This window comes from Haloarcula pellucida, assembly GCF_014647235.1.
Taxonomy (GTDB): Archaea; Halobacteriota; Halobacteria; order Halobacteriales; family Haloarculaceae; genus Haloarcula; species Haloarcula pellucida.
In genome coordinates, this window is sequence record NZ_BMOU01000003.1 from 50,427 (window position 1) to 69,133 (window position 18,707).

The 18,707-nt window shown below is 63.2% G+C and carries 15 protein-coding genes and 1 pseudogene; 5 read left to right on the top strand and 11 right to left on the bottom strand.

Translation table 11 applies throughout. The features are described from left to right. Positions 1–5: 5 nt before the first annotated feature. From IEY28_RS10175 to IEY28_RS10185, 3 genes are all read right to left on the bottom strand, one after another. On the bottom strand, positions 6–1,364 hold the full coding sequence (locus IEY28_RS10175; RefSeq protein WP_166973417.1) for an ABC transporter substrate-binding protein: 1,359 nt from the start codon (positions 1,362–1,364) through the stop codon (positions 6–8). 61 nt (positions 1,365–1,425) lie between these two features. Beyond that, positions 1,426–2,226, bottom strand: a complete 801-nt coding sequence (locus tag IEY28_RS10180; RefSeq protein ID WP_166973419.1) for a creatininase family protein — start codon at positions 2,224–2,226, stop codon at positions 1,426–1,428. Between the two features lies 1 nt (position 2,227). Next, positions 2,228–3,325, bottom strand: coding sequence for an ABC transporter ATP-binding protein (locus IEY28_RS10185; RefSeq protein WP_188996995.1), 1,098 nt, complete (start codon positions 3,323–3,325; stop codon positions 2,228–2,230). Positions 3,326–3,867: 542 nt separating this feature from the next. On the opposite strand from IEY28_RS10185, the gene IEY28_RS10190 reads away from it, so the two are divergent. After that, on the top strand, positions 3,868–4,650 hold the full coding sequence (locus IEY28_RS10190) for an IclR family transcriptional regulator (protein ID WP_188996998.1): 783 nt from the start codon (positions 3,868–3,870) through the stop codon (positions 4,648–4,650). A gap of 277 nt (positions 4,651–4,927) precedes the next feature. Here the strand turns inward: IEY28_RS10190 and IEY28_RS20960 are convergent. Next, a pseudogene (locus IEY28_RS20960) lies at positions 4,928–5,092 on the bottom strand (MFS transporter); the annotation flags it as partial. Positions 5,093–5,306: 214 nt separating this feature from the next. Between IEY28_RS20960 and IEY28_RS10195 the strand changes: the two are divergent. After that, entirely contained in the window at positions 5,307–8,042 is a 2,736-nt protein-coding gene (locus tag IEY28_RS10195; RefSeq protein ID WP_188997001.1) for a cation-translocating P-type ATPase, read from the top strand. Positions 8,043–9,438: 1,396 nt separating this feature from the next. Here IEY28_RS10195 and IEY28_RS10200 read toward each other — a convergent pair. Beyond that, positions 9,439–10,329 carry an alpha/beta fold hydrolase gene (locus IEY28_RS10200; protein ID WP_188997004.1) on the bottom strand — a complete coding sequence of 297 codons (891 nt, stop codon included), beginning with the start codon at positions 10,327–10,329 and terminating at the stop codon, positions 9,439–9,441. An 84-nt stretch (positions 10,330–10,413) separates the two neighbouring features. Here IEY28_RS10200 and IEY28_RS10205 point away from each other — a divergent pair, with 84 nt between their 5' ends. Further along, a complete protein-coding gene (locus IEY28_RS10205) occupies positions 10,414–11,052 on the top strand; it encodes a helix-turn-helix domain-containing protein (RefSeq protein WP_188997007.1) in 639 nt (212 codons plus the stop codon). A gap of 104 nt (positions 11,053–11,156) precedes the next feature. Here IEY28_RS10205 and IEY28_RS10210 read toward each other — a convergent pair whose 3' ends face one another. Next, positions 11,157–11,294, bottom strand: a complete 138-nt coding sequence (locus IEY28_RS10210) for a hypothetical protein (RefSeq protein ID WP_188997009.1) — start codon at positions 11,292–11,294, stop codon at positions 11,157–11,159. A 421-nt stretch (positions 11,295–11,715) separates the two neighbouring features. Beyond that, positions 11,716–12,648, bottom strand: a complete 933-nt coding sequence (locus IEY28_RS10215) for a hypothetical protein (protein ID WP_188997011.1) — start codon at positions 12,646–12,648, stop codon at positions 11,716–11,718. Positions 12,649–12,995: 347 nt separating this feature from the next. On the opposite strand from IEY28_RS10215, the gene IEY28_RS10220 reads away from it, so the two are divergent. Then, positions 12,996–13,955, top strand: coding sequence for an AAA family ATPase (locus IEY28_RS10220; protein ID WP_188997013.1), 960 nt, complete (start codon positions 12,996–12,998; stop codon positions 13,953–13,955). Positions 13,956–13,970: 15 nt separating this feature from the next. Here IEY28_RS10220 and IEY28_RS10225 read toward each other — a convergent pair whose 3' ends face one another. Genes IEY28_RS10225 through IEY28_RS10240 form a run of 4 tightly spaced genes read right to left on the bottom strand, consistent with a single transcriptional unit; the run spans position 13,971 to position 17,407 of the window. Further along, positions 13,971–14,666, bottom strand: a complete 696-nt coding sequence (locus IEY28_RS10225; protein WP_188997015.1) for a DUF7519 family protein — start codon at positions 14,664–14,666, stop codon at positions 13,971–13,973. After that, positions 14,663–15,934, bottom strand: coding sequence for a DUF58 domain-containing protein (locus tag IEY28_RS10230; RefSeq protein ID WP_188997017.1), 1,272 nt, complete (start codon positions 15,932–15,934; stop codon positions 14,663–14,665). Before IEY28_RS10230 ends, IEY28_RS10225 begins: the two co-directional genes overlap by 4 nt. After that, positions 15,931–16,569: a DUF7269 family protein gene (locus IEY28_RS10235; protein ID WP_188997019.1), complete on the bottom strand. Its 639-nt coding sequence runs from the start codon at positions 16,567–16,569 to the stop codon at positions 15,931–15,933. Before IEY28_RS10235 ends, IEY28_RS10230 begins: the two co-directional genes overlap by 4 nt. Beyond that, complete coding sequence (locus IEY28_RS10240; protein ID WP_188997021.1) at positions 16,562–17,407, bottom strand: DUF4129 domain-containing protein; 846 nt, start codon at positions 17,405–17,407, stop codon at positions 16,562–16,564. Before IEY28_RS10240 ends, IEY28_RS10235 begins: the two co-directional genes overlap by 8 nt. Positions 17,408–17,635: 228 nt before the next feature. Here IEY28_RS10240 and IEY28_RS10245 point away from each other — a divergent pair, with 228 nt between their 5' ends. Then, positions 17,636–18,625: a hypothetical protein gene (locus tag IEY28_RS10245; protein ID WP_188997023.1), complete on the top strand. Its 990-nt coding sequence runs from the start codon at positions 17,636–17,638 to the stop codon at positions 18,623–18,625. Positions 18,626–18,707: the final 82 nt, after the last annotated feature.

Here is an 18,707-nt window from a genome sequence, read left to right on the forward strand (position 1 = left end):
GTCTGTCACTCCATGGCATCTTCGAGATCACTCTGGGCGTCATTGAGCGCTTTCTGGGGCGTCTTCCGTTCTGCCAGTGCTTCCTGAATCGCCTGGACCATCCGGTCGTTGAACTCGCTGAAGTTACTGAGCTTCGGCCGAGCGCGAGCGTACTGTCCCGCCTCGACGAACGGCCCCCAGTTCTTCGAGTCGGAGAAGTACGACCGCTCGCCGACGGCTTCGACGACCGGGAGGAAGCCTTTCTGCTTCGAGTACTGGAACCGGCGTTCCTCGTCGAAGTAGAAGCGAATCAGGTCGCGTGCGAGGTCCTTGTGCTCGCTCTGACTCAGGATGGCGAGCGTATCGATGGTAAAGAGGCTGTATCGCCCCTCGGGCCCGCGGGGTACCTGCACGATGCCGTAGTCGAAGTCGACCTCGTCGTTCTCTTGTGCCGAGGTGATGTTGAGTCCGGTGTAGACGTGTCCGATGACCATTCCTAGGTCACCGTTCTCGAACAGTTGCCGAATGTCCTGCCGAGTCGACGAGAGCGGCGAGGACTGTGTGACGTCGTGTTCGAGGTGGAGGTCGGTGTACAGCGAGAGGGCGTCGACAGCCCCGCTGGAGTTTACGACCGGCATTCCTTCGTCGTCGACGAGGTCTGCGCCGTGCGACCAGTGGTAGTGATAGTACTGTGACCCGGTCTCGATGGCGTCGGCCCCCGCAAGCCCGAGGGCAGGCACGCTGGCATCGCTATCGCGGATTTGCTTTGCGGCGTCCACCATGTCCTGCCACGAATCGAGCGACGGGTTCTCGGGGTCGAGACCGGCCGTCTCGAAGACGTCCTTATTGTAGTAGAGACACTTATTCGAGGCGGCCCACGGAACGCCGTAATGCGAGCCGTTGTACATCGTCCCCTCGGCGACGCCGTCGTAGAACTGCTCGCCGAACTCGCCGTCCATCATGTCGTCGAGCGGTTCGAGCGCGTCCTTGCCCACGAGTTGAGGGATCCAACGCGCAGGCCACCGACTGACGTCGGGTGCTTGGCCGCCGTCGACGCGGTTGTTCACGGTCTGACGGGCGTTGTCCCACGTAACGCTGGTGAACTCGACGTCGACGCCGTGTTCTTCTTCGAAGGCCGCGTTGTTCTCCTCGAAGAACTGCTTGATGTTGTCGCCGACGCCCATCGTGAGAAACTGGACGCTCTGGGTACCGCCGTCGCCGCCGTCACTTCCGCTACCACTGTCGCCGTCGCCGCCATCGCTTCCGCTACCACCGTCGCCGCTACAACCGGCGATGGCGATGGCGCCGCCTGCGCCGAGTGCCTGCAGTAACTGTCGGCGGTCGATACTGTCGTCGCTAGACTCGGGGTTGTTATCGGGCTGCATCATTAGTGTCACTCAGTCCCATGTACATAATTGTTTGTGTTTGTATCGCGTGGCTCGCTGTTCAGGCATTGTTCTCGTGAATCGCGACCATGAGAGCCGCGAGTTCCTCACCGATGATCGAGCGGATTCGGTCGCCCGTCTCGGCGCTCGCCCGCTTTGGCGCGCCGATGGCACCGGACGACGAATACGCGTCGAACGAGCGATAGACGGTAACGGTGCCCCCGTCGAGCAAGTCCTGTCCGCCCCACTCGTAGTGTTCGTCCATCGGTTCGCCGTCTCGGGCGTCCGGGTCGCCCACGAGGTCCGGTCGCAGGGCAAGCATGAGGGACGTCTCGAACTCGCCGCCGTGGGCCATCCCGCCCGTCTCGGTCGTCCGGAGTTCCTCGATTCGGTCCGATGCCAATCGGAAATACGTCGTCCCGAGTACCTCCGCCTCGGTGTCGACGCCGACGGTACTCACGACGGCGTCGATGAGCGGGCCGTTCCCGCCGTGGCCGTTGACGAACAGCACCGCATCGAACCCGTTCTGGATGCCAGTGTGTGCGATATCCTCCAGCGTCGCTCGCAGGTGAGCGAACTCGAGTGACAGGGTGCCGCCGAACGACAAGTGATGTGGCGAGAAGCCACTCCAGACCGGCGGTGTCACGACGACGGGAACGTCGTCTAAGCGCTCGATAGCGGCGTCGACCATCGCTTCGACGAGAAGCGTGTCGGTGACGACCGGTAGGTGGTTGCCGTGCTGTTCGACGCTCCCGACGGGGATGACGAGGACGGAGCCACGTTGCTCGCCGACATCTCGGACCTCGCTCGCAGTCATCCCGGCCCACTCACACTCCCTCCGACCGATAGTCTCGTACAACATGTTATGCCGACTCCGTCCGCCGTAGCTGAGTCATCGCTACGCGCTCGCCGTCGGGCTCGAACAGATGCATATCGTCTGTGTGGAATCCCAGCGATATCTCGTCGCCCCGCTGCGGTCGGTATTCGCTATCGACCCGGGCCACGACCTCCGTAGAGCCGCCTGCCGTCTCCAGATAGAGGAAGTTGTCCGAACCCATCGGCTCGACGACGTCGACGACCGTATCGATGTACTCACCGGCGCCTTCGGCGACGAAGTCCTCCGGTCGCACGCCGAGGGTGTACTCCCCGGCAGGAATGTCGACGTCGAGCGTAAATCCGACATCGGGCGAATCGAATCGGGTACCGTCGTCGCTGGCCGTCACACTCACCTCGAAGAAGTTCATCGAGGGCGAGCCGATGAATCCCGCGACGAACTCGTTGTTTGGTTCGTCATAGCAGCGCTCGGGCGGGTCGACCTGCTGGAGTTCCCCCTCGTTGAGAATCACGATACGGTCGGCCATCGTCATCGCCTCCGTCTGGTCGTGGGTGACGTAGATGGTCGTGACGTCGAGTTCCTCCTGAATCCGCTGAATCTCCGTGCGCATCTGCGTCCGTAACTTCGCGTCGAGATTCGACAGGGGCTCGTCCATCAGGAACACCTCTGGATCACGGACGATAGCCCGTCCGAGCGCCACGCGCTGTTGCTGGCCGCCCGAGAGTTGTTTCGGCAGGTCCGCCATGAGATCCGAGATTTCCAAGAGCTCGGCGGCTTCTTCGACACGCTGTTCGATCTGGTCGTCGTACTCGCCGGACAGACGCAGCCCGAAGGACATGTTCTCGCGCACGGTCATGTGCGGGTAGAGCGCGTAGCTCTGGAACACCATGGCGATGTTCCGGTCCTGTGGACGGACGTCGTTGACCACTTGTCCACCGATGGCGATCTCACCGTCCGTGACTGTTTCGAGCCCAGCAATCATCCGAAGCGTGGTCGATTTGCCACACCCCGATGGGCCGACGACGACGACGAATTCCCCGTCTTCGACGGACAGGGACAGGTCCTCGACTGCAAGGACGTCATCGTCGTATACCTTGCTGACGTTTGATAGTGTAACCTCGCTCATACCGAGTGAGAGAATGGTCTCAATCATGGGTAATAAATGTTGGCAGTATCCGTCCCAGTAGACAACACAACCACGTCAAAAGCAGCGGTTTGGCCGTCACGCGGACGAAGGGAGCCAGAACCTCACGACGTTGCGGTGCTAACCGTGTCGGGGTACGTTGCTACTCGTGGGGTCTTCGAGACGGCCGGATACGGGGATGGTCGATAGAGCGCCTCTATCTGCAATAAATCCAGTCTTGCAGGTTCGTTGGTTGGGTTTTCAACCCTATTGAAACGCGCTGAGTGACGTCCGTCGAAACGTCGGCGCAATCGAGAATGCGGCATTAGAGGGGCTATATCGTCGGAATCAGAACCTTGGCCCGGGAGATCGATTCCCCATGTGAGTTGTTGTCATTCTTCGTGGACCGATATCCCAATGAAAATAACACAGGTACGTTCGTTAGTGTATGAGGGTTGGACGGATGATACCAGTTTTCAACTCTGTTGGAAAATTTTTATGCGGTGGGGGAAGCTATTTCACTCTGGACAAAATAGGAGTGAGACATGCCGACGCAAGACAAGAAAACCATCAGCGCCGTCGAGACGACGTTGGATATCTTATCCGCTCTGGGCAAACTCGAGCCAGTGAGCCTCTCTGAACTTGCTACGCAGTTAGATATCCCCACGAGTACGGTCTTTATCCATCTCAACACGCTCGTCGAGCGAGACTACGTCGTCAAGGAATCGGGGGAGTATCGGCGGTCGTTCAGGTTTCTGGAGGTCGGCGGTAGCGTTCGCCACCAGTTGGACGTCGGCCGACTGCTCCGGAACAAGGTCGAGGAACTCAGCCGTAAAACCGGCGAAATTGCTGGGGCCGGGATCGAAGAGAACGGACAGAGGGTAATCCTCTATCGGAGTTCGGGTGAGAAGGCCGCTGGCGACGAAATTCCCATTGGCAACCACACCGAGATGCATTGGACGTCACTCGGCAAAGTGATCCTTGCGAACCTACCACTGGAGCGGCGGACGGAGATCATCGAAGCACACGGGCTACCGAAAGGCACCGAGGAGACACTGACGTCACGAAGTGATCTCGAAACAGCACTCGAACGGATTCGTGACCAAGGCTATGCGATAGACGACGAGGAGCACCTCAGAGGCGTCCGCGGCATCGCAGTGCCAATATTCGACGAAGACGAGGAAGTCATGGTGTCGCTGGGTATCACTGGCCCCAGAGACCGATTTACCTCTAGGTACATGGCGAATTTGCTAGAAGTGCTTCGATATACGAAAAACGAGATCGAAGTCCGCAATCAGTACTACGAATACAGCACTATTGATGGATAGTTAGTTTCTTCTCTTCTATATCTCCGAGTATGGGTACAGAATTAGGCATACTTTAACTATATTCTCCATATCGTGAGATAGTGGCCCATTCTCGCTGGTACTTCGCTGAGTTTGGTTTCGGCGTGTCTGGGCTAAGCAGTTCCGGTCGAGCGGAGATACCGCGACCAACGAATCGGTAGCTTCGCAAACCGGCGTCTCCAAACACCCCGATAATAACTAGCGCTGATAGAGGACAAACGGGTCTAGAAAGCGTCTGAGCGGACCAAAGTGCTACTCTTCAGACACGGGTTGGTTGTTCAGTAGCCGGAGCAGGTGGCTCGTGGGTCCCGAAGTCGCGGTGGGTCTCTTCCATCCAGATGGAGACGACTGTACCGGACACGGACAGCAGAAGTGCAGTCCTGTAGAATGTGGCTTCGACGTTCACGAACGCCATCCTGCAACCGCATCGACGAGTCCCTCCAGACAGGTCAACCTGATCCATCCGAGCAAAGTGCCGACTGAAAGACGGTTGCTGTCACTGTCAGACGCCAGCGATCGATCGGCCGTGCACTGAATCCGCATCGAAAACACCGTCTAGTCGAAGCACAGACTCCTGTCTGCCGTACTGTCTGAAGCACTGACAACTAAGTCATCTCCTCCCGTACGCCCTGTATTCGATGGCAACCGCCACTTCGTCGGACACCGAAAGCTGGTATTCCCAGAGGCGCGGCCAGATATACGACACACTTGCGACTGACTCAGACGGGCTTTCGACCGAGGAAGCCACAAACCGCCTCTCTGAACACGGACCGAACCGCCTCCCGAAGGCGAAGCCGGTCACCGTCTGGCAAATCTTTCTCCGCCAGTTCAAGAACCCCCTCATCTACATCCTCGCCATTGCTGCAATCGTCTCGTTCGCCATCGGTGAGGGGACAGACGCCGGGTTCATCGCTGCGGTACTGGTGGTCAATGCGCTGGTCGGCGGGAGTCAGGAATGGCGTGCGGAACGCAGCAGCCAGGCACTACAGCAACTCATCCGAACCCGCGCGACGGTCATCCGAGACGGAGAGACGCGCGACGTCGACGGGGAGGCAGTCGTTCCGGGTGACGTCGTGCTTCTCGAATCGGGCTACCGCGTTCCTGCAGACGTTCGTCTGGTCTCGACACACGGTCTGGAGATCGACGAATCAGCACTCACTGGCGAATCAGCGCCCGTCCTGAAAGACGAAAACTGGGAAAGCGATGTCCGGACGCCGCTGGGAGACCGGCGGAACATGGCTCACGCGGGGACCGTGGTCAACCGCGGTCGGGGACGCGGGGTCGTCGTCGAGACCGGTACCGACACAGTCGTCGGCCGGCTGGCCGAGGACGTCACGTCCGTCGAGGGTGGGAAGCCACCCCTCGTGACGCGCATGGAGCGGTTCACCCGCGTCGTCGGACTCGTCGTACTCGTCGCCGCGGCGGTCACCGCGCTCCTCGGGATTTTTATCCAGCAGTACGACGCCGTCGAGATGTTCCTGTTTGCCGTCGCTCTGGCGGTGTCAGCAATTCCGGAAGGACTCCCCGTCGGAATCACCGTCGCACTGGGCGTTGCGAGCCGGCGAATGGCCAAGGTTGGCGTCATCGTCCGACGTCTGGTGGCCGTCGAGGGACTCGGGAGCTGTACGATGATCGCCTCGGACAAGACCGGGACGCTGACGGCCAACGAGCTAACCGTCAAACAGGTTCAGCTCCCCGATGGAAGCACGTTCGAGGTGACCGGCGAGGGGTACACGCCGGAAGGGAGTGTCCTCCAAGACGGACACCCCCCGGAGCCGGACAGCGCAGACGAGTTGTCTCGTCTCGGCCGAGCGTCTGTACTCTGCAACGAAGGACAGCTGTCCCGACGGGGAGAAGAGTGGACGTGGCGCGGTGATCCGACCGATATCGCCCTCCTCGCGTTCGGTCAGAAACTCGGATGGGCCCGCCAGTCGGCGCTCGGTGCGCATCCACAGACCGACGAGATTCCCTTCGAACCAGAGCAGCGGTACGCGGCGACGTTCCACCGGACAGACGACGAGACGCAGGTGTTCGTGAAAGGGGCGCCCGAGCGTGTGCTGGAGATGTGTACGGCTGCAAGCGAAGGTGAGTTCTCACAGCAGGCACTCCAGCAGCAGGCAAACGAGATGGCTCACGACGGGTATCGTGTGCTCGCTATCGCTGACGGATCGCTGGAGCCGGACACCGGGACCGGACACCCGCCACCCGTGCCGACAGAGCTGACGTTTTTGGGGTTTATCGGGTTGAGGGATCCGCTTCGATCCGGTGTCGCGGCGGCGATAGTGTCTGCACAACAGGCCGGCATCTCGGTCACGATGATTACCGGAGATCATCCGGAAACCGCACTCGCAATCGCCCGCGATATCGGGCTTGCCGAGTTCCCAGCGGAGGTTACGACCGGGGCTGAACTCGTCGATGCCTCGCGAGCACAACTCGAGGAGATTCTCGAAACGACTCGGGTGTTCGCGCGCGTCTCGCCGGAACAGAAGCTCAAAATCGTCGAAGCCGCCCGGAATATGGGACAGTATGTGGCTGTGACGGGCGACGGCGTCAACGACGCACCAGCGCTCCGGCAGGCGAATATCGGGATCGCCATGGGGAAGATGGGAACTGACGTGGCGCGCGACGCAGCAGACTTAGTGATCAGTGACGACAACTTTGCAACGATCGTCGCAGGCATCGAACAGGGCCGGATCGCGTTCGACAACATCCGCAAGGTGATCTACTTACTCGTCTCTACCGGCGCTGGCGAAGTGGTACTCGTCCTGATGAGTCTCGGAGCCGGGCTCCCGCTCCCGTTGGTACCCGTCCAGATCCTCTGGCTGAACCTCGTCACGAACGGGGTTCAAGACGTTGCTCTGGCCTTCGAACCCAAGGAAGGCGACGTGTTGAATCGCCCTCCACGGTCGCCGGACGAGCGGATTTTCAATCGCATCATGGTAGAGCGGGTGCTCGTCGCCGCACTCGTAATTGGCGTGATTGGGTTCGGAGCGTTCGTCTGGTTACTGGATCAGGGTCTCTCAGAGGCTGCCGCTCGCAACCACCTGCTACTGCTTATCGTCCTGTTCGAGATCGTCAATATCGGCAACGCTCGATCCGAGACGACGTCCCTGTTCCGGCTGTCACCGCTCCAGAGCCCGATCTTACTTACCGGGACGATAGGAGCGTTCGTGATTCACTTGGGGGCGATGTACTTCCCACCCGCGCAGGCAGTCCTCGGAACGGCACCCGTCGGTCCGGAACAGTGGCTCGTTCTCGGTGCGACCGCCCTGACAATCGCAGTCGCCATCGAACTCCACAAACTGAGCTGGACGGCCCGGTATCCTCGTTCCGAGAGAGAGTCACCCTCGCAAACTCACGAGAAGGAGACGTAAGGATCGGAGGCTGGCGGACAGGCAGTCGCGGCCCTCACCCGAACGTGGTGTTCGGGAACGGGCGACCGTCGAACCACTCGTTCGGCGACGCTCCCGGGAACGACGGTCGTTTGAAACGGAGATGTGAGCCCCGTTTTCGGGTAAGACCGTCCTAACAGAACCCTCCGACACCGCCGCACGGTCTCGGTCGTGCGATGGCCGCCGATCCCACCGATTGCGCTGTTACCCAGCCCTCATAGACGCCGTCAGCCAGTGTACTGCGCGCGTTGCGACCAGTATAGGCAACCTATTCAGGTGTCCGTGGGAGAACTGTATTCTGTGAATTCGACGAAACGAGTAGCGGTTTCGGCTGTATCACCGCGAATCCACAGCAGAACGAAATACCGCACCGGGAGCCGTTTCCGCAACGACCGCTCTCACCGCCCACAGCGAACGACGACAGAAACACGGCCGAGACTGCCGTCTCTCGTCGGCGGCGGGACGGCGATAAACGGACGTAAAATCGAGAACGTGCAGGATTAAATAACATAAGTACGGCTGTGAGTTCGCGGGCTCTCCGTCGCAATTCGGGACACGGATCGGTCGGGTTGTCGGGATTCGTCCGTATCGCAGGCCACACCTTCGAGTGGTGATGGGGAGCGAGACGGAGAAAGCAGAGCGTTTAGATGAAAATTGATTGTCAGTATCGGTTGCAGGTCCACGTGACCGGAAAGCACAACTGAATCGGAGATCGGAGACGTGCGATAGCAGTCGGACGCGGTCCGACGATACCGTTTCACGACTAGGTTGTGGCTGACCGTGCGAGTTTGGTAGTAGTCCGTGTCGTCACAGGCGTCGGTCGCCGGTCAGTAGTCGCGGCTGTTCGCGAGGAATCGTCCAGCACTTCGGTACTGGATACGTACGTGGTCGCGGTTCGAGTCGTCGAGCCACGTATCGGCGTGGCCCCCGTTCTGCCCACATCCCGTCCGGAATCGGTCCCACGAACCCCCGCAGGTCCGGCGCCGGTCACGAGAGCCGGTGTTTCGACACGTCGGCCGTCGCTTGCCGACGTGTCGAGCGCCAGCGTTCGAAGGCCCATCGTCGCCGAGACGACTGCCGTCGGGGCTGCCACAAGGAGGCAGGCCCGTCGTGAATTCGGCGGTCCCGAACCAGTCGTGGGGACGAACGGACTCGTATCACGTCCCTCCGATGTGGAATCGGCAGACATACGCACCGACTAAGCATCTCCGAAACGTCGCTCCCGGGAACCGACAGCGTTCCTACCGCCGGGGCGACACACGACCGTACACGCTCTATACCGTGCAGAGAGCGTAAGCGGTCGATAGTTTCGATTGTTTTGGTCAGTTTAGACAGTTCGACACGGGCAGAAGGTGCGCCCAGCGGCCGTCTTCGATGGTCAGCTGTAGTGGTCCAGCACCGGGAAACGACTTCGGAGCAGGGTCTGGAGGTGGTCGGCCTCCTCGAAGGTCGTCAGCCGTGCGTCCGGCAGTCGGTCACAGAGTCGACGAGTGCCCGCTACTGGGACGTTCGTATCCCGTACACCGTGCCAGAATCTGACGGGGCCGTCGAGTGTCTCGACCAACTCGACCCACGGTCGATCGACGAGGTGAAACTCGTGGGCGGCCCCGCGTCGATGCTCGCTGAACGCTTCGACGAAGTCGCGTTGGACGACCGTTGCGACGTCGTCGGGGACGGCGTCGGTGGCATCCTCGGCCGTGTACTGGTCGACCACGAACGACGGGTCGAGCCGCGCTGCCAGACGGGCCTGTACCCCGAAAAGCATCGAGAGCGCAGTCGGGAAGTGGGCTGCGAGTGCGGACAGGGTACGCTGGACCAAAGGCACCTCCGTCCGGAGCGCCGGCGGTGCCGGACCAGCGATGACGTCTGTTTCGAGAATCCGGTCTTCGAGCGTCGACGCTGCGGCGAGCGCGTGTGGACCGCCGCCGGAGAAGCCGACGACGCCCGCCGTAGAGACGCCGGCGTCGTCGAGGACTGCACCCACGAACGACCCAGTGTCGGACAGCGTACGCGTCGGCCACGTCGAGGACCGGCCGAACCCGGGCCGGTCGGGAGCGAGAAGCCGTACCCCCGCCCGCTGTGCCTCGTCGTGAAAGAGCGAGCCGAGGAGTCGGGACCCCGGCGTACCGTGCAAGAAGACGACTGGGACCCCGTCGCTCGCCCCGTACTCCGCGTACGCGAGCGTTCGGTCGCCGGTGATAGTCGTAGTCCGCGTGCGTGTGTCGTCCGTGTCCGGACGCCGAACCGGTGCCAAAGCGCGCTCTGTCATCGTCGCCCGATACGGGTTCGGACAGTGAGTATTCATTGCCGGATCAGTCCGGTTTTATTTATGATGCCGTGCGAGTCGGGTCGTATGAAGCGGACGAGGTTCAGAGTTCGCTACCCCCCGGACCTGACACACCCGATGCACGACCGACTGATGACTGACACCGACATCTCTCGCGCGGAGCTGTTGATGTGGGGTCCGACGGCGGAAGTCACGACGCTTTGCTGGTACGACGGGACCGAAGCGGAAGTACAAACGGTGTTAGACGCCATCGACGCTGTCACGACGACGCTCGTCGGCGACGGAGACGGGACCTACGCGTTCGTCGAGCAGCGAGAGTTCGAGTTCCCCGACCCGGTGATGACCGTCGTCGCCGACGCCGGCGTCGTCTTTTTGCCGCCTGTCGTGTTCGAAGCGTCCGGTGCCGTCGAGTTCGAGGCCGTCGGAGATCCGGGTGCGTTGAGTGCCTTCTACGATGACCTCCGTGCGCTGGGAGACGTGACGATAGAGCGGGTGCGTGAGTTCCACCGGATGCGCTCGAACGCGCGACTCACGACGCGGCAGCGAACGGCACTGGAGACCGCTCTCAGCGTCGGCTACTACGAGGTCCCGCGGACGGGGACCGTTCAGGACGTCGCGGAGGAACTCGGCTGTGCACACAGCACCGCCGGTGAACTCCTCCGGAGAGCGGAGGCGGCCGTCGTGGCGCCGTACGCACGACGGTGAGGGCCCACGGTATATCGCCGTACGCAGGGGCAGAGCCACGTCGAGGCGCTACGAACGACCGGGTCGTACGACGGGCGAGCCGAGCGGAACCGGGGAGTGAGGCGTCAGCGGGCGTCGTCGACGCGATGGGACGGCTCGTGCCACGCGTCGAAGTCTGACTGTCGCTCGAACTGGTCGAGAGACAGGTCGCCCTCGTCTTTCGTCGCACGGATCGCTCGCTGCATGGCGAAGTAATCGACCATACCGTACGTACCGACAGGGAGGCACCTCACTATGCAGTAGTTAACCGTGGGGGTACCGCCCCAGACCGGATTAACGAGATGTAAACTAGACCGACGAAACGCGGCGGAGACGACCAGCGCGAGTCGACGACGTAGCGGAGAACAGCCGTCGAATCCGTGGTGTTTCGGACTCGGAGCACTGCGAACTGACGTCCGGGAGGTCGCAGGGCGGTGCCGACGAGCAGAGTCGGGTGCCTATAGTAGCCATTGAAAATCAATGCACACCCGACCGCATGACGGCGGTGCGGTCGGTGTGTGAATCGTTTCAATTGTTACTATAGTAGCGGCGCTCGTACGGGCGCTCGTAGACGACGGGCGAGAACGAGCCGTGACAGTACGTCGAGTGGGTGACAGCCCAGCGTCCGAATCGGGAGTCCCGGCGTTAGCTCGCTGCCTGGTTGACCGGCGATGCGTCCGTTTCGTTCAGCGTGACCTGAACGGAGTCACCGTCTTTCAGGACGTACGTGTTCGGGTCGACCTCCTCGCCGTCGACAGTGACGGTAAAGGACGTCTCGCTCCCGTTCCGCTGATAGACCGTCCCGTTGTAGGTCATCGAGTCACCGGAGACCTCCATGCCGGGGAACGTCGAGATGGCGTAGGCGGCCGTGAGGTTCAGCGAGTGACCGTGCCAGCGGGCGGCGTCCTCGTCGCCGTGGAAGTGGAAGGCCTCGGACGACATGACGTACCGCTCCTGCGTGAAGTCGACCGGTTCGCCGTCGACCGTCATGTTCAGTCGGCCGTGCGGGTGCGGGTGCGACTGTTCGACGAGTCGTCCGGGGACCTCCTGGTCGTGGTCGTCGACGCGGACGACGATTTCGTGAGCGGGGTTCATGTCCTCAAGTTCGTACTCGCTGGGGTCCTCGATCTCCGTGCCGGCGACCTGATACGTGATGGTCGTGTTCGTATCGCTCTCGTTGTACGTCTCGCCGTCGATCGTCAGCGAGTCCGGCTCGGCCGTGACGTTTGCCGCTTCGAGCGCTTCGGCGAGCGTCAGCGGTTCCTCGGCTTCCCAGGTGTGTTCGTCGGTCTCGTTGAACGAGAACTTCGCACCCGGTTCGGTGTCGAGGTGCTTTTCCTGTCCTTCGACGACGACGAGCATCCGTCCCGAGAGTTCGGACGCGGCGTCCTCGCTCGTCGTGTTCGTCTCCGTCTGCGCTTCGGTCGTCGCTTCGCTCGCCGTCGCTTCTTCGGTCGTTGCATCCGTCTCCGTCGGCGCCTCACCGTCGGAGCCACCGAGTGCGGAACACCCGGCCAGCAGCACCAGCAGCGCGGCGAGCACCGCCGTAATCTGTGAACGCGAAAGTTTGAGCGTCATGCGACCCCAGTTCGGTCCGTCGACGCCCTTATTACTCGGGCGGTAAATCCCACATAAACGTCAATGAGAATACTGTAGCAGTACGGTAACATCGAGAGCCACCGACTCCGGTAACCGCGCGTCCTCGGGGTGACATCACCCGAAAACGACGTGCCGGGGCGAGTAATAGAGCCTTACCGACGGCGATAGCCCGCGGTGACACGGAGGGCAGGTCACACGGTGAGACCACGCCAGCGAGGCCGTCTGTGGGGCGTAGAGGAAGCGAGCGGACACGCAGCGCTGTCGTGTCAGTCGGCGCTAAGCATTAGCACTCAGTTAGTAATTGTCCGTGTGGCCAACCGGCGTGTATGGACGTCACCGAGGCCGGAGACCGAGCAACGGCCGTATTGAGCGAGGTATCGAGCGCCGTCGTCGTCGACGAGGAAGTGCTGCGAATGATTCTGACCGGCGTCGTCTCGCGGGGCCACGTCCTATTGGAGGACGTTCCGGGGACCGGCAAGACGCTGACCGCACGGAGTTTCGCGACGACGCTGGGACTCAGTTTCAACCGCATCCAGTTCACCCCCGACCTGCTCCCGACGGACATCACCGGGACGTACGTGTTCAACGAGAAGACCCGGGAGTTCGAGTTCAGCAGCGGCCCGATCTTCGCGAACGTCATCCTCGCCGACGAGATCAACCGCGCCTCACCGAAGACACAGGCCGCCCTGCTGGAGGCGATGGAGGAGGGACAGGTCACCATGGAGGGCGAAACCCACGACCTGCCCGAACCGTTCTTCGTCATCGCCACCCAGAACCCGGTCGAGAGCGGCGAGGGGACTTTCCCCTTGCCAGAGGCACAGAAGGACCGCTTCCTCGTGAAGACGAGTCTGGGCTACCCGCCGAAACCCGGCGAGCGGGAGCTACTAGACCGGCGTGATGCCCGTGACGACCAGACGCCGAGCGCCGAACGAGTGCTGACGACGGCGGCCGTCAGAGAGTGGCAACAGGTTCCCGAGCGAATCACCGTCCACGACGACCTGAAAGACTACATCGTCGAGGTGGTGCGCGAGACGCGGATGGACCCTCGCGTGGAGGTCGGCATCTCTCCCCGGGGCTGTCAGCGGTTGTTCGAAGTCGCTCGGGGGTACGCCTCCCTGCAAGGTCGGACGTACGTCACGCCGGACGACGTCAAAGCCGTCGCCGACCCGGTACTGGCACACCGCATCGTGCTGACCCCCGACGCCACCATCGACCAGACGACCAGTAGCGACGTGGTCGACGACGTCCTCGACGAGGTACCCGTCCCGAGCGTCGGTTACGAGTAGCGACGGAACGCCGGGTTACCAGCGGAGCGCGACGGTCAGCAACACCACGGCGACGAACACCATCGCGAAGGAGGCAAGCGACAGTCCGTCGTTCGCGAACCCGCGGGCGAAGTGGACGACGGCGACGCTGGCGACGCCGACGAGCGCGGTTCCGACGGCGTGGGTCGCTTCGAGACGCCACGTCGTGGCCCGCCGGCCCAGCTGTTCGCCGACGCCGATGGCGTGTTCCCCGGCGTCCCACGCAACGATAGTCCCGACGGCAGTACCGAGCAACAGCGTCACGTCCGCCGTCCGGAACAACCCCGCGAGGACGACACAGGCAAAGAGGCCGCCGGTCCCCAGTTTGACGAGGGAGCGGGACCCATCGCCACGGACTGGGACGAGTGCGGCGGCGAGGACGGCCAGACCGAGAAACCCGGGGAGCAAGCGGAGTAACTCGCTCAACGGACCGCTCTGACTGCCGAAGCCACCGATAGCGACGGCACAGACGACGCCACCGACGAGCGCGACGGGGAGACCGACGATGCGATAGCCCGTGCGGTAGGCGACGGCGCCGAGGGTGACGGCACCCAAGCCGGCCAGTTCGACCGCCAGCCACGTGCCGACACCCGTCCCCTCGCCGGCCAGTGCGAGGAGGACGGCGACGGCGGCGGTCACAGCGAGGACGCTACTGACGGGCGCGGGTCGCGGGTTCGAGTGCGTCGCGTTCATCCGTGCACGACCCCCGTTCGGCGGCGGAGCGTCGCAGAGAGTGGCTCGCTCGTCTCCCAGTCGACCGCGGTGACGTCGGACTGACGGAGGCGTCGTAGTCGGCTGTCTCGCTCGATGGTCGCCAACGCGCGGCCGCCGGCGTCGGTGTCGCTGACCGTCACGTCCGGCGAAATCACCGTCACGCGATGTCGTTCGGCCTCCAACCGCTGGACCGCCTCGACGACGTCGTCGCCGAGCAACGGCGAGACGACGAGCAGTTGGGTGTTATCGGAGAGACGCGCCAGCAGCGTCTCCACCTGCGCCTCGACGTCGACCGTCGTCTCCGACGCGGGCGGTCGTGCCTCGAACGCCGAGTGCGTCGCCAGCAGTTCCTGTACCCGAAGCCGGTGGCGGCGGCCGCTGCTGGGCGGGAGCCAGAGGTCGTCACGCCCGAACACCGACAGGCCGAGGTGGTTCTGCCCGTCGAGAACCGTCTCGGCGAGTTGCTGTGCCGCGCCGACGGCCGCGACGACGGCGTGTGGTTCGCCCTCGCGGCCCCGGTACGCCCCCGGCGTCGCGTCGACGACGACGACGACGCTCGCGGTCTGTTCCTCACGGAACTCTATCGTCGTCAGTTCGCCGGTCCGGGCGTAGCGGTTCCAGTCGACGCGGCCGACCGGGTCGCCCCGTCGGTACGACCGGGTCTGGTGAAACTCGGTGCCGCTCCCGCCGGAGTCGGCGGGGTTCTGCCCGGTCACGTCGAGGGTCTGTGACCGCAAGGGGGCTTCACCCACGTCAGTCGTACAGTCGACTTCGGTCTCCGTCTCTACCTCGACCTCGACTTCGTGGCCGCCGCTCGGGTCGCGGGCGATGGCCGTCGCCGCCTCGAACCGGTGTCGACCTCGCTTTGCCTCCATCGTGTAGGAGAACGAAGCGCGCTCGCCCGGTCGAAGCGCTGTGCCAAAGCGGGGCGTCCCCTCGGTCACGGCCAGCGCGGGCGGCACACCGTCGACCACACGCAGGTCGAATATCGGACGGTCGCCGACGTTCCGGACGGTCGTCGTCACGTCGACGGCCGTCCCGGCCTGCGGGTTCTCCTCGCTCACGCGACGCTCGACGTCGAGGCGCGGCTCCGACACCGACGAGAGGCGCGGGTACACCGCGTAGACGACCCCGAGCGTCGACAGCAAGAGCAACAGCGGGCGCTTCGCGAGCAACCCGACGCCGGCGGCCCCAAGCGTGAGGACGAGGATGCCGCGCCAGCGGTGGGTTCGGCGGGCGTCACTCATCTGGGGCGCCCCCGTGTTCCGTCGTGGCGCTCGACGATGGCGGCCATCGTCCGCCGGGCGCGATACCGTATCGGCGTCTCGCCGCGGGCGAGCGCCGTCAGGGCGGTCCCGACGACGTCGCTACCCTCGTCGTGAGCCAGAAACCGGGCCGCGACCGGGTCCTCGGTCCACGACCCCTCGGCGACGGCCGTCGCGGCCTTCGCTTCGGGCCATCCGCGTTCGGCGGCGACCGTCCGGACGGCCGCCTGTCGGAGGCGCTCTCTCACCGCGTCACGGGACTGCCGACCGACGACAGGGAGGAGGGGGCGCCACCCGTCGAGTTGCTCGTCGAAGCGCTCACCCGGTTCCGGCGCCGGCGTCGGCTGTTCGACCGCCGGCATCTGCCGCACGCGGACGCTGTCAGTACTCGTGAGGAACACCAACGCCCCCAGCGCGACGGCCACACCGCCGAAGACCATCACGAGGAGGTAGTCGTTGTCGACGCCGTCGCGAAGCGAAGAGACGACGCCGCCGGCGAGGTCCCCCGCCGTGACGAACGCGCCGACCATGACGAGGAACCCGACGCCACCGAGGACGATGCGCGCCCACGGGAAGTCCTCGAGGCCGTCGAGACCGAGGTCCGTCGGCTCAGTCATCGTACTGCCCCGTCGAGCGGCGGAGGTACGTCGACGCCTCGCGAACGTCGCTGGTCGTGACGGCCCGCTCGCCGTATCGGACGTCCTCGAACAGGTCGGTGAGTTTCCGGACCGGTTCGCTGTGCAACCCGGCCTGTGCGACTGCCTCCGCGCGTTCGCGGGGCGTGAGCGACGGGTCGTCGGCGACCCCTGCACGGGAGACCATCTCCAGCCACGTGCGCTCTATCTCGTTCTCCGGAGAGCGCGTGGGCACCGTCGTCGTGGCCGCCCGAGCGTCGGTGTCTGTGCCCTCGCGGCCGAGATACGCACGGAGTTGGTCGAGAAGCAACTGACGCTTGTAAACGCCGAGTGCGATAGCGCCCAATACCGCCAACAGGGCCACCACAGCGAGCAGTCGTTCGAACAGTCGTCGGAGCAAGTCGAGCAGACTGTCGACCGGGCCGCCCGGCCCGAGGCCGGCCTGTCTCGTCAGCCCGCTCTGAGAGCCATCCGAATCGGCGGACTGTCCGGAACTCTCGCCCGCGCCGTCACCCGAATCCGACGTAGACTGACCAGACCGGTCGTCGGTAGGACGTGCGTCCCGACCTCGTTGGTTGCCGTCCGCCGAGGGGTTGCTCGTCGTACCCGAGTCACCTTGCGTGTCGCTCTGTCCCCCGGACTGGAGTGCGTTTTTGACCTGGTCGGCCTGCTCCGACGGAAGCGGGAGCGATTCGGTGTCGACGTCGACGACGTCGTCGGGGTTCCCCGGCACCGCGGTGTCGAGAGACGCCGCCATACTCACCATCGCGAACAGACAACAGCCAGCGAACAGGAGGGTGATTACGTTCTGGGAGTTCATTGCTCCTCGATGAGCCAGTCGCCGTTCAGGCCCAGTCGGTCGTTCGTCGGATAGAGTTTTGATAGTGATAATACGCCGGTGGAATTAAGTTGGTTCCCGAATATGGGTGACGTAGAACGCATTGTCTGTGATTCGTAACTGCTCTAAACGGCGTTATTATACACCAGATAAGTGGTTCTATCAGGCCGGTAATAAACCGTTCTCCAGTCCTGCCAATACTCGATACTGATGTTTGGCATATCGAAACGGCGGTTACTCGCACTACTCGTCGCAGGGCTGTTCGTACTCGGGGCCGGGTGTGCCGGCCTCGGTGCGAGCGAAGGTGGGTCCAACGCGACGGCGACCGACGAAACGACTGCGGCGGCGACCGAAGCGGCGACGACGGAACACGCGTCGTCCACGGAACAGTCGGCAGAGAGTGGTAGTCACGACGACGGTCACGATCACAGTCACGGCGCCGAGGAGACCTCGACGTCGACACCGACGTCGGCCGCAGACGCCGACGGAACCGACGCGACGGCCACGGGGAAGATGACCGTCGTCGTCGCCGCGGACGAACTCGACTTGCCGTCCCGTGACGAGTCGGGCGATGGCTTCGATATGGCAAACGACCCCCACACGTGGGTCGCCGAGTCGAACGTGACGCTGGCCGAGTCGCTGTCGCGGGTCGGCGTCGACGCACAGGCGAACTCGCTCACGATCGACGGAGAGACGTACGATGAGTCGACGAACGGAACGGATATCTACTACCGCGTCAACGGCGAGGAAGTCGACCCGACGACCGTCACGCTCGAAGACGGCGATCAGGTGTGGGTCACCGTGGAGACGGCCGACATGAACGCCGCCGTTCCGGGGAACTACATCGACAACGAACAACAGCACGTCCACGGCGGCATGACCGTCACCGTCGATGGCGAGGACGTCGACTTCAGCCGGTCGAAGTACCAGTCGAACGACCGGCACTTCCACTTCGAGGGCGGTGAGGGCGAGTACTGGCACGCTCACTCCTCGAACATCACGCTCGACTACGCCCTCGACTCGCTCAACGGCGTCAACGTCACCGAAGACTCGATTACGTTCAACGGGACGACCTACGACAGCAGCGAGTCTGACACGACCATCGCCATCGAGGTCGACGACGAGCGAGTCCAGCCGAGCGAGTACTTCCTGAAAGACGGCGACGACGTCCAGATCACCATCGAGCGAACGGAGGACTGACGATGGCGGCTCGCCCGCCTACGCACGACGGATCGGACCGGCAGACACCAACGGTGCCGAGTCGTCAGTCGGTGGGCGCGGT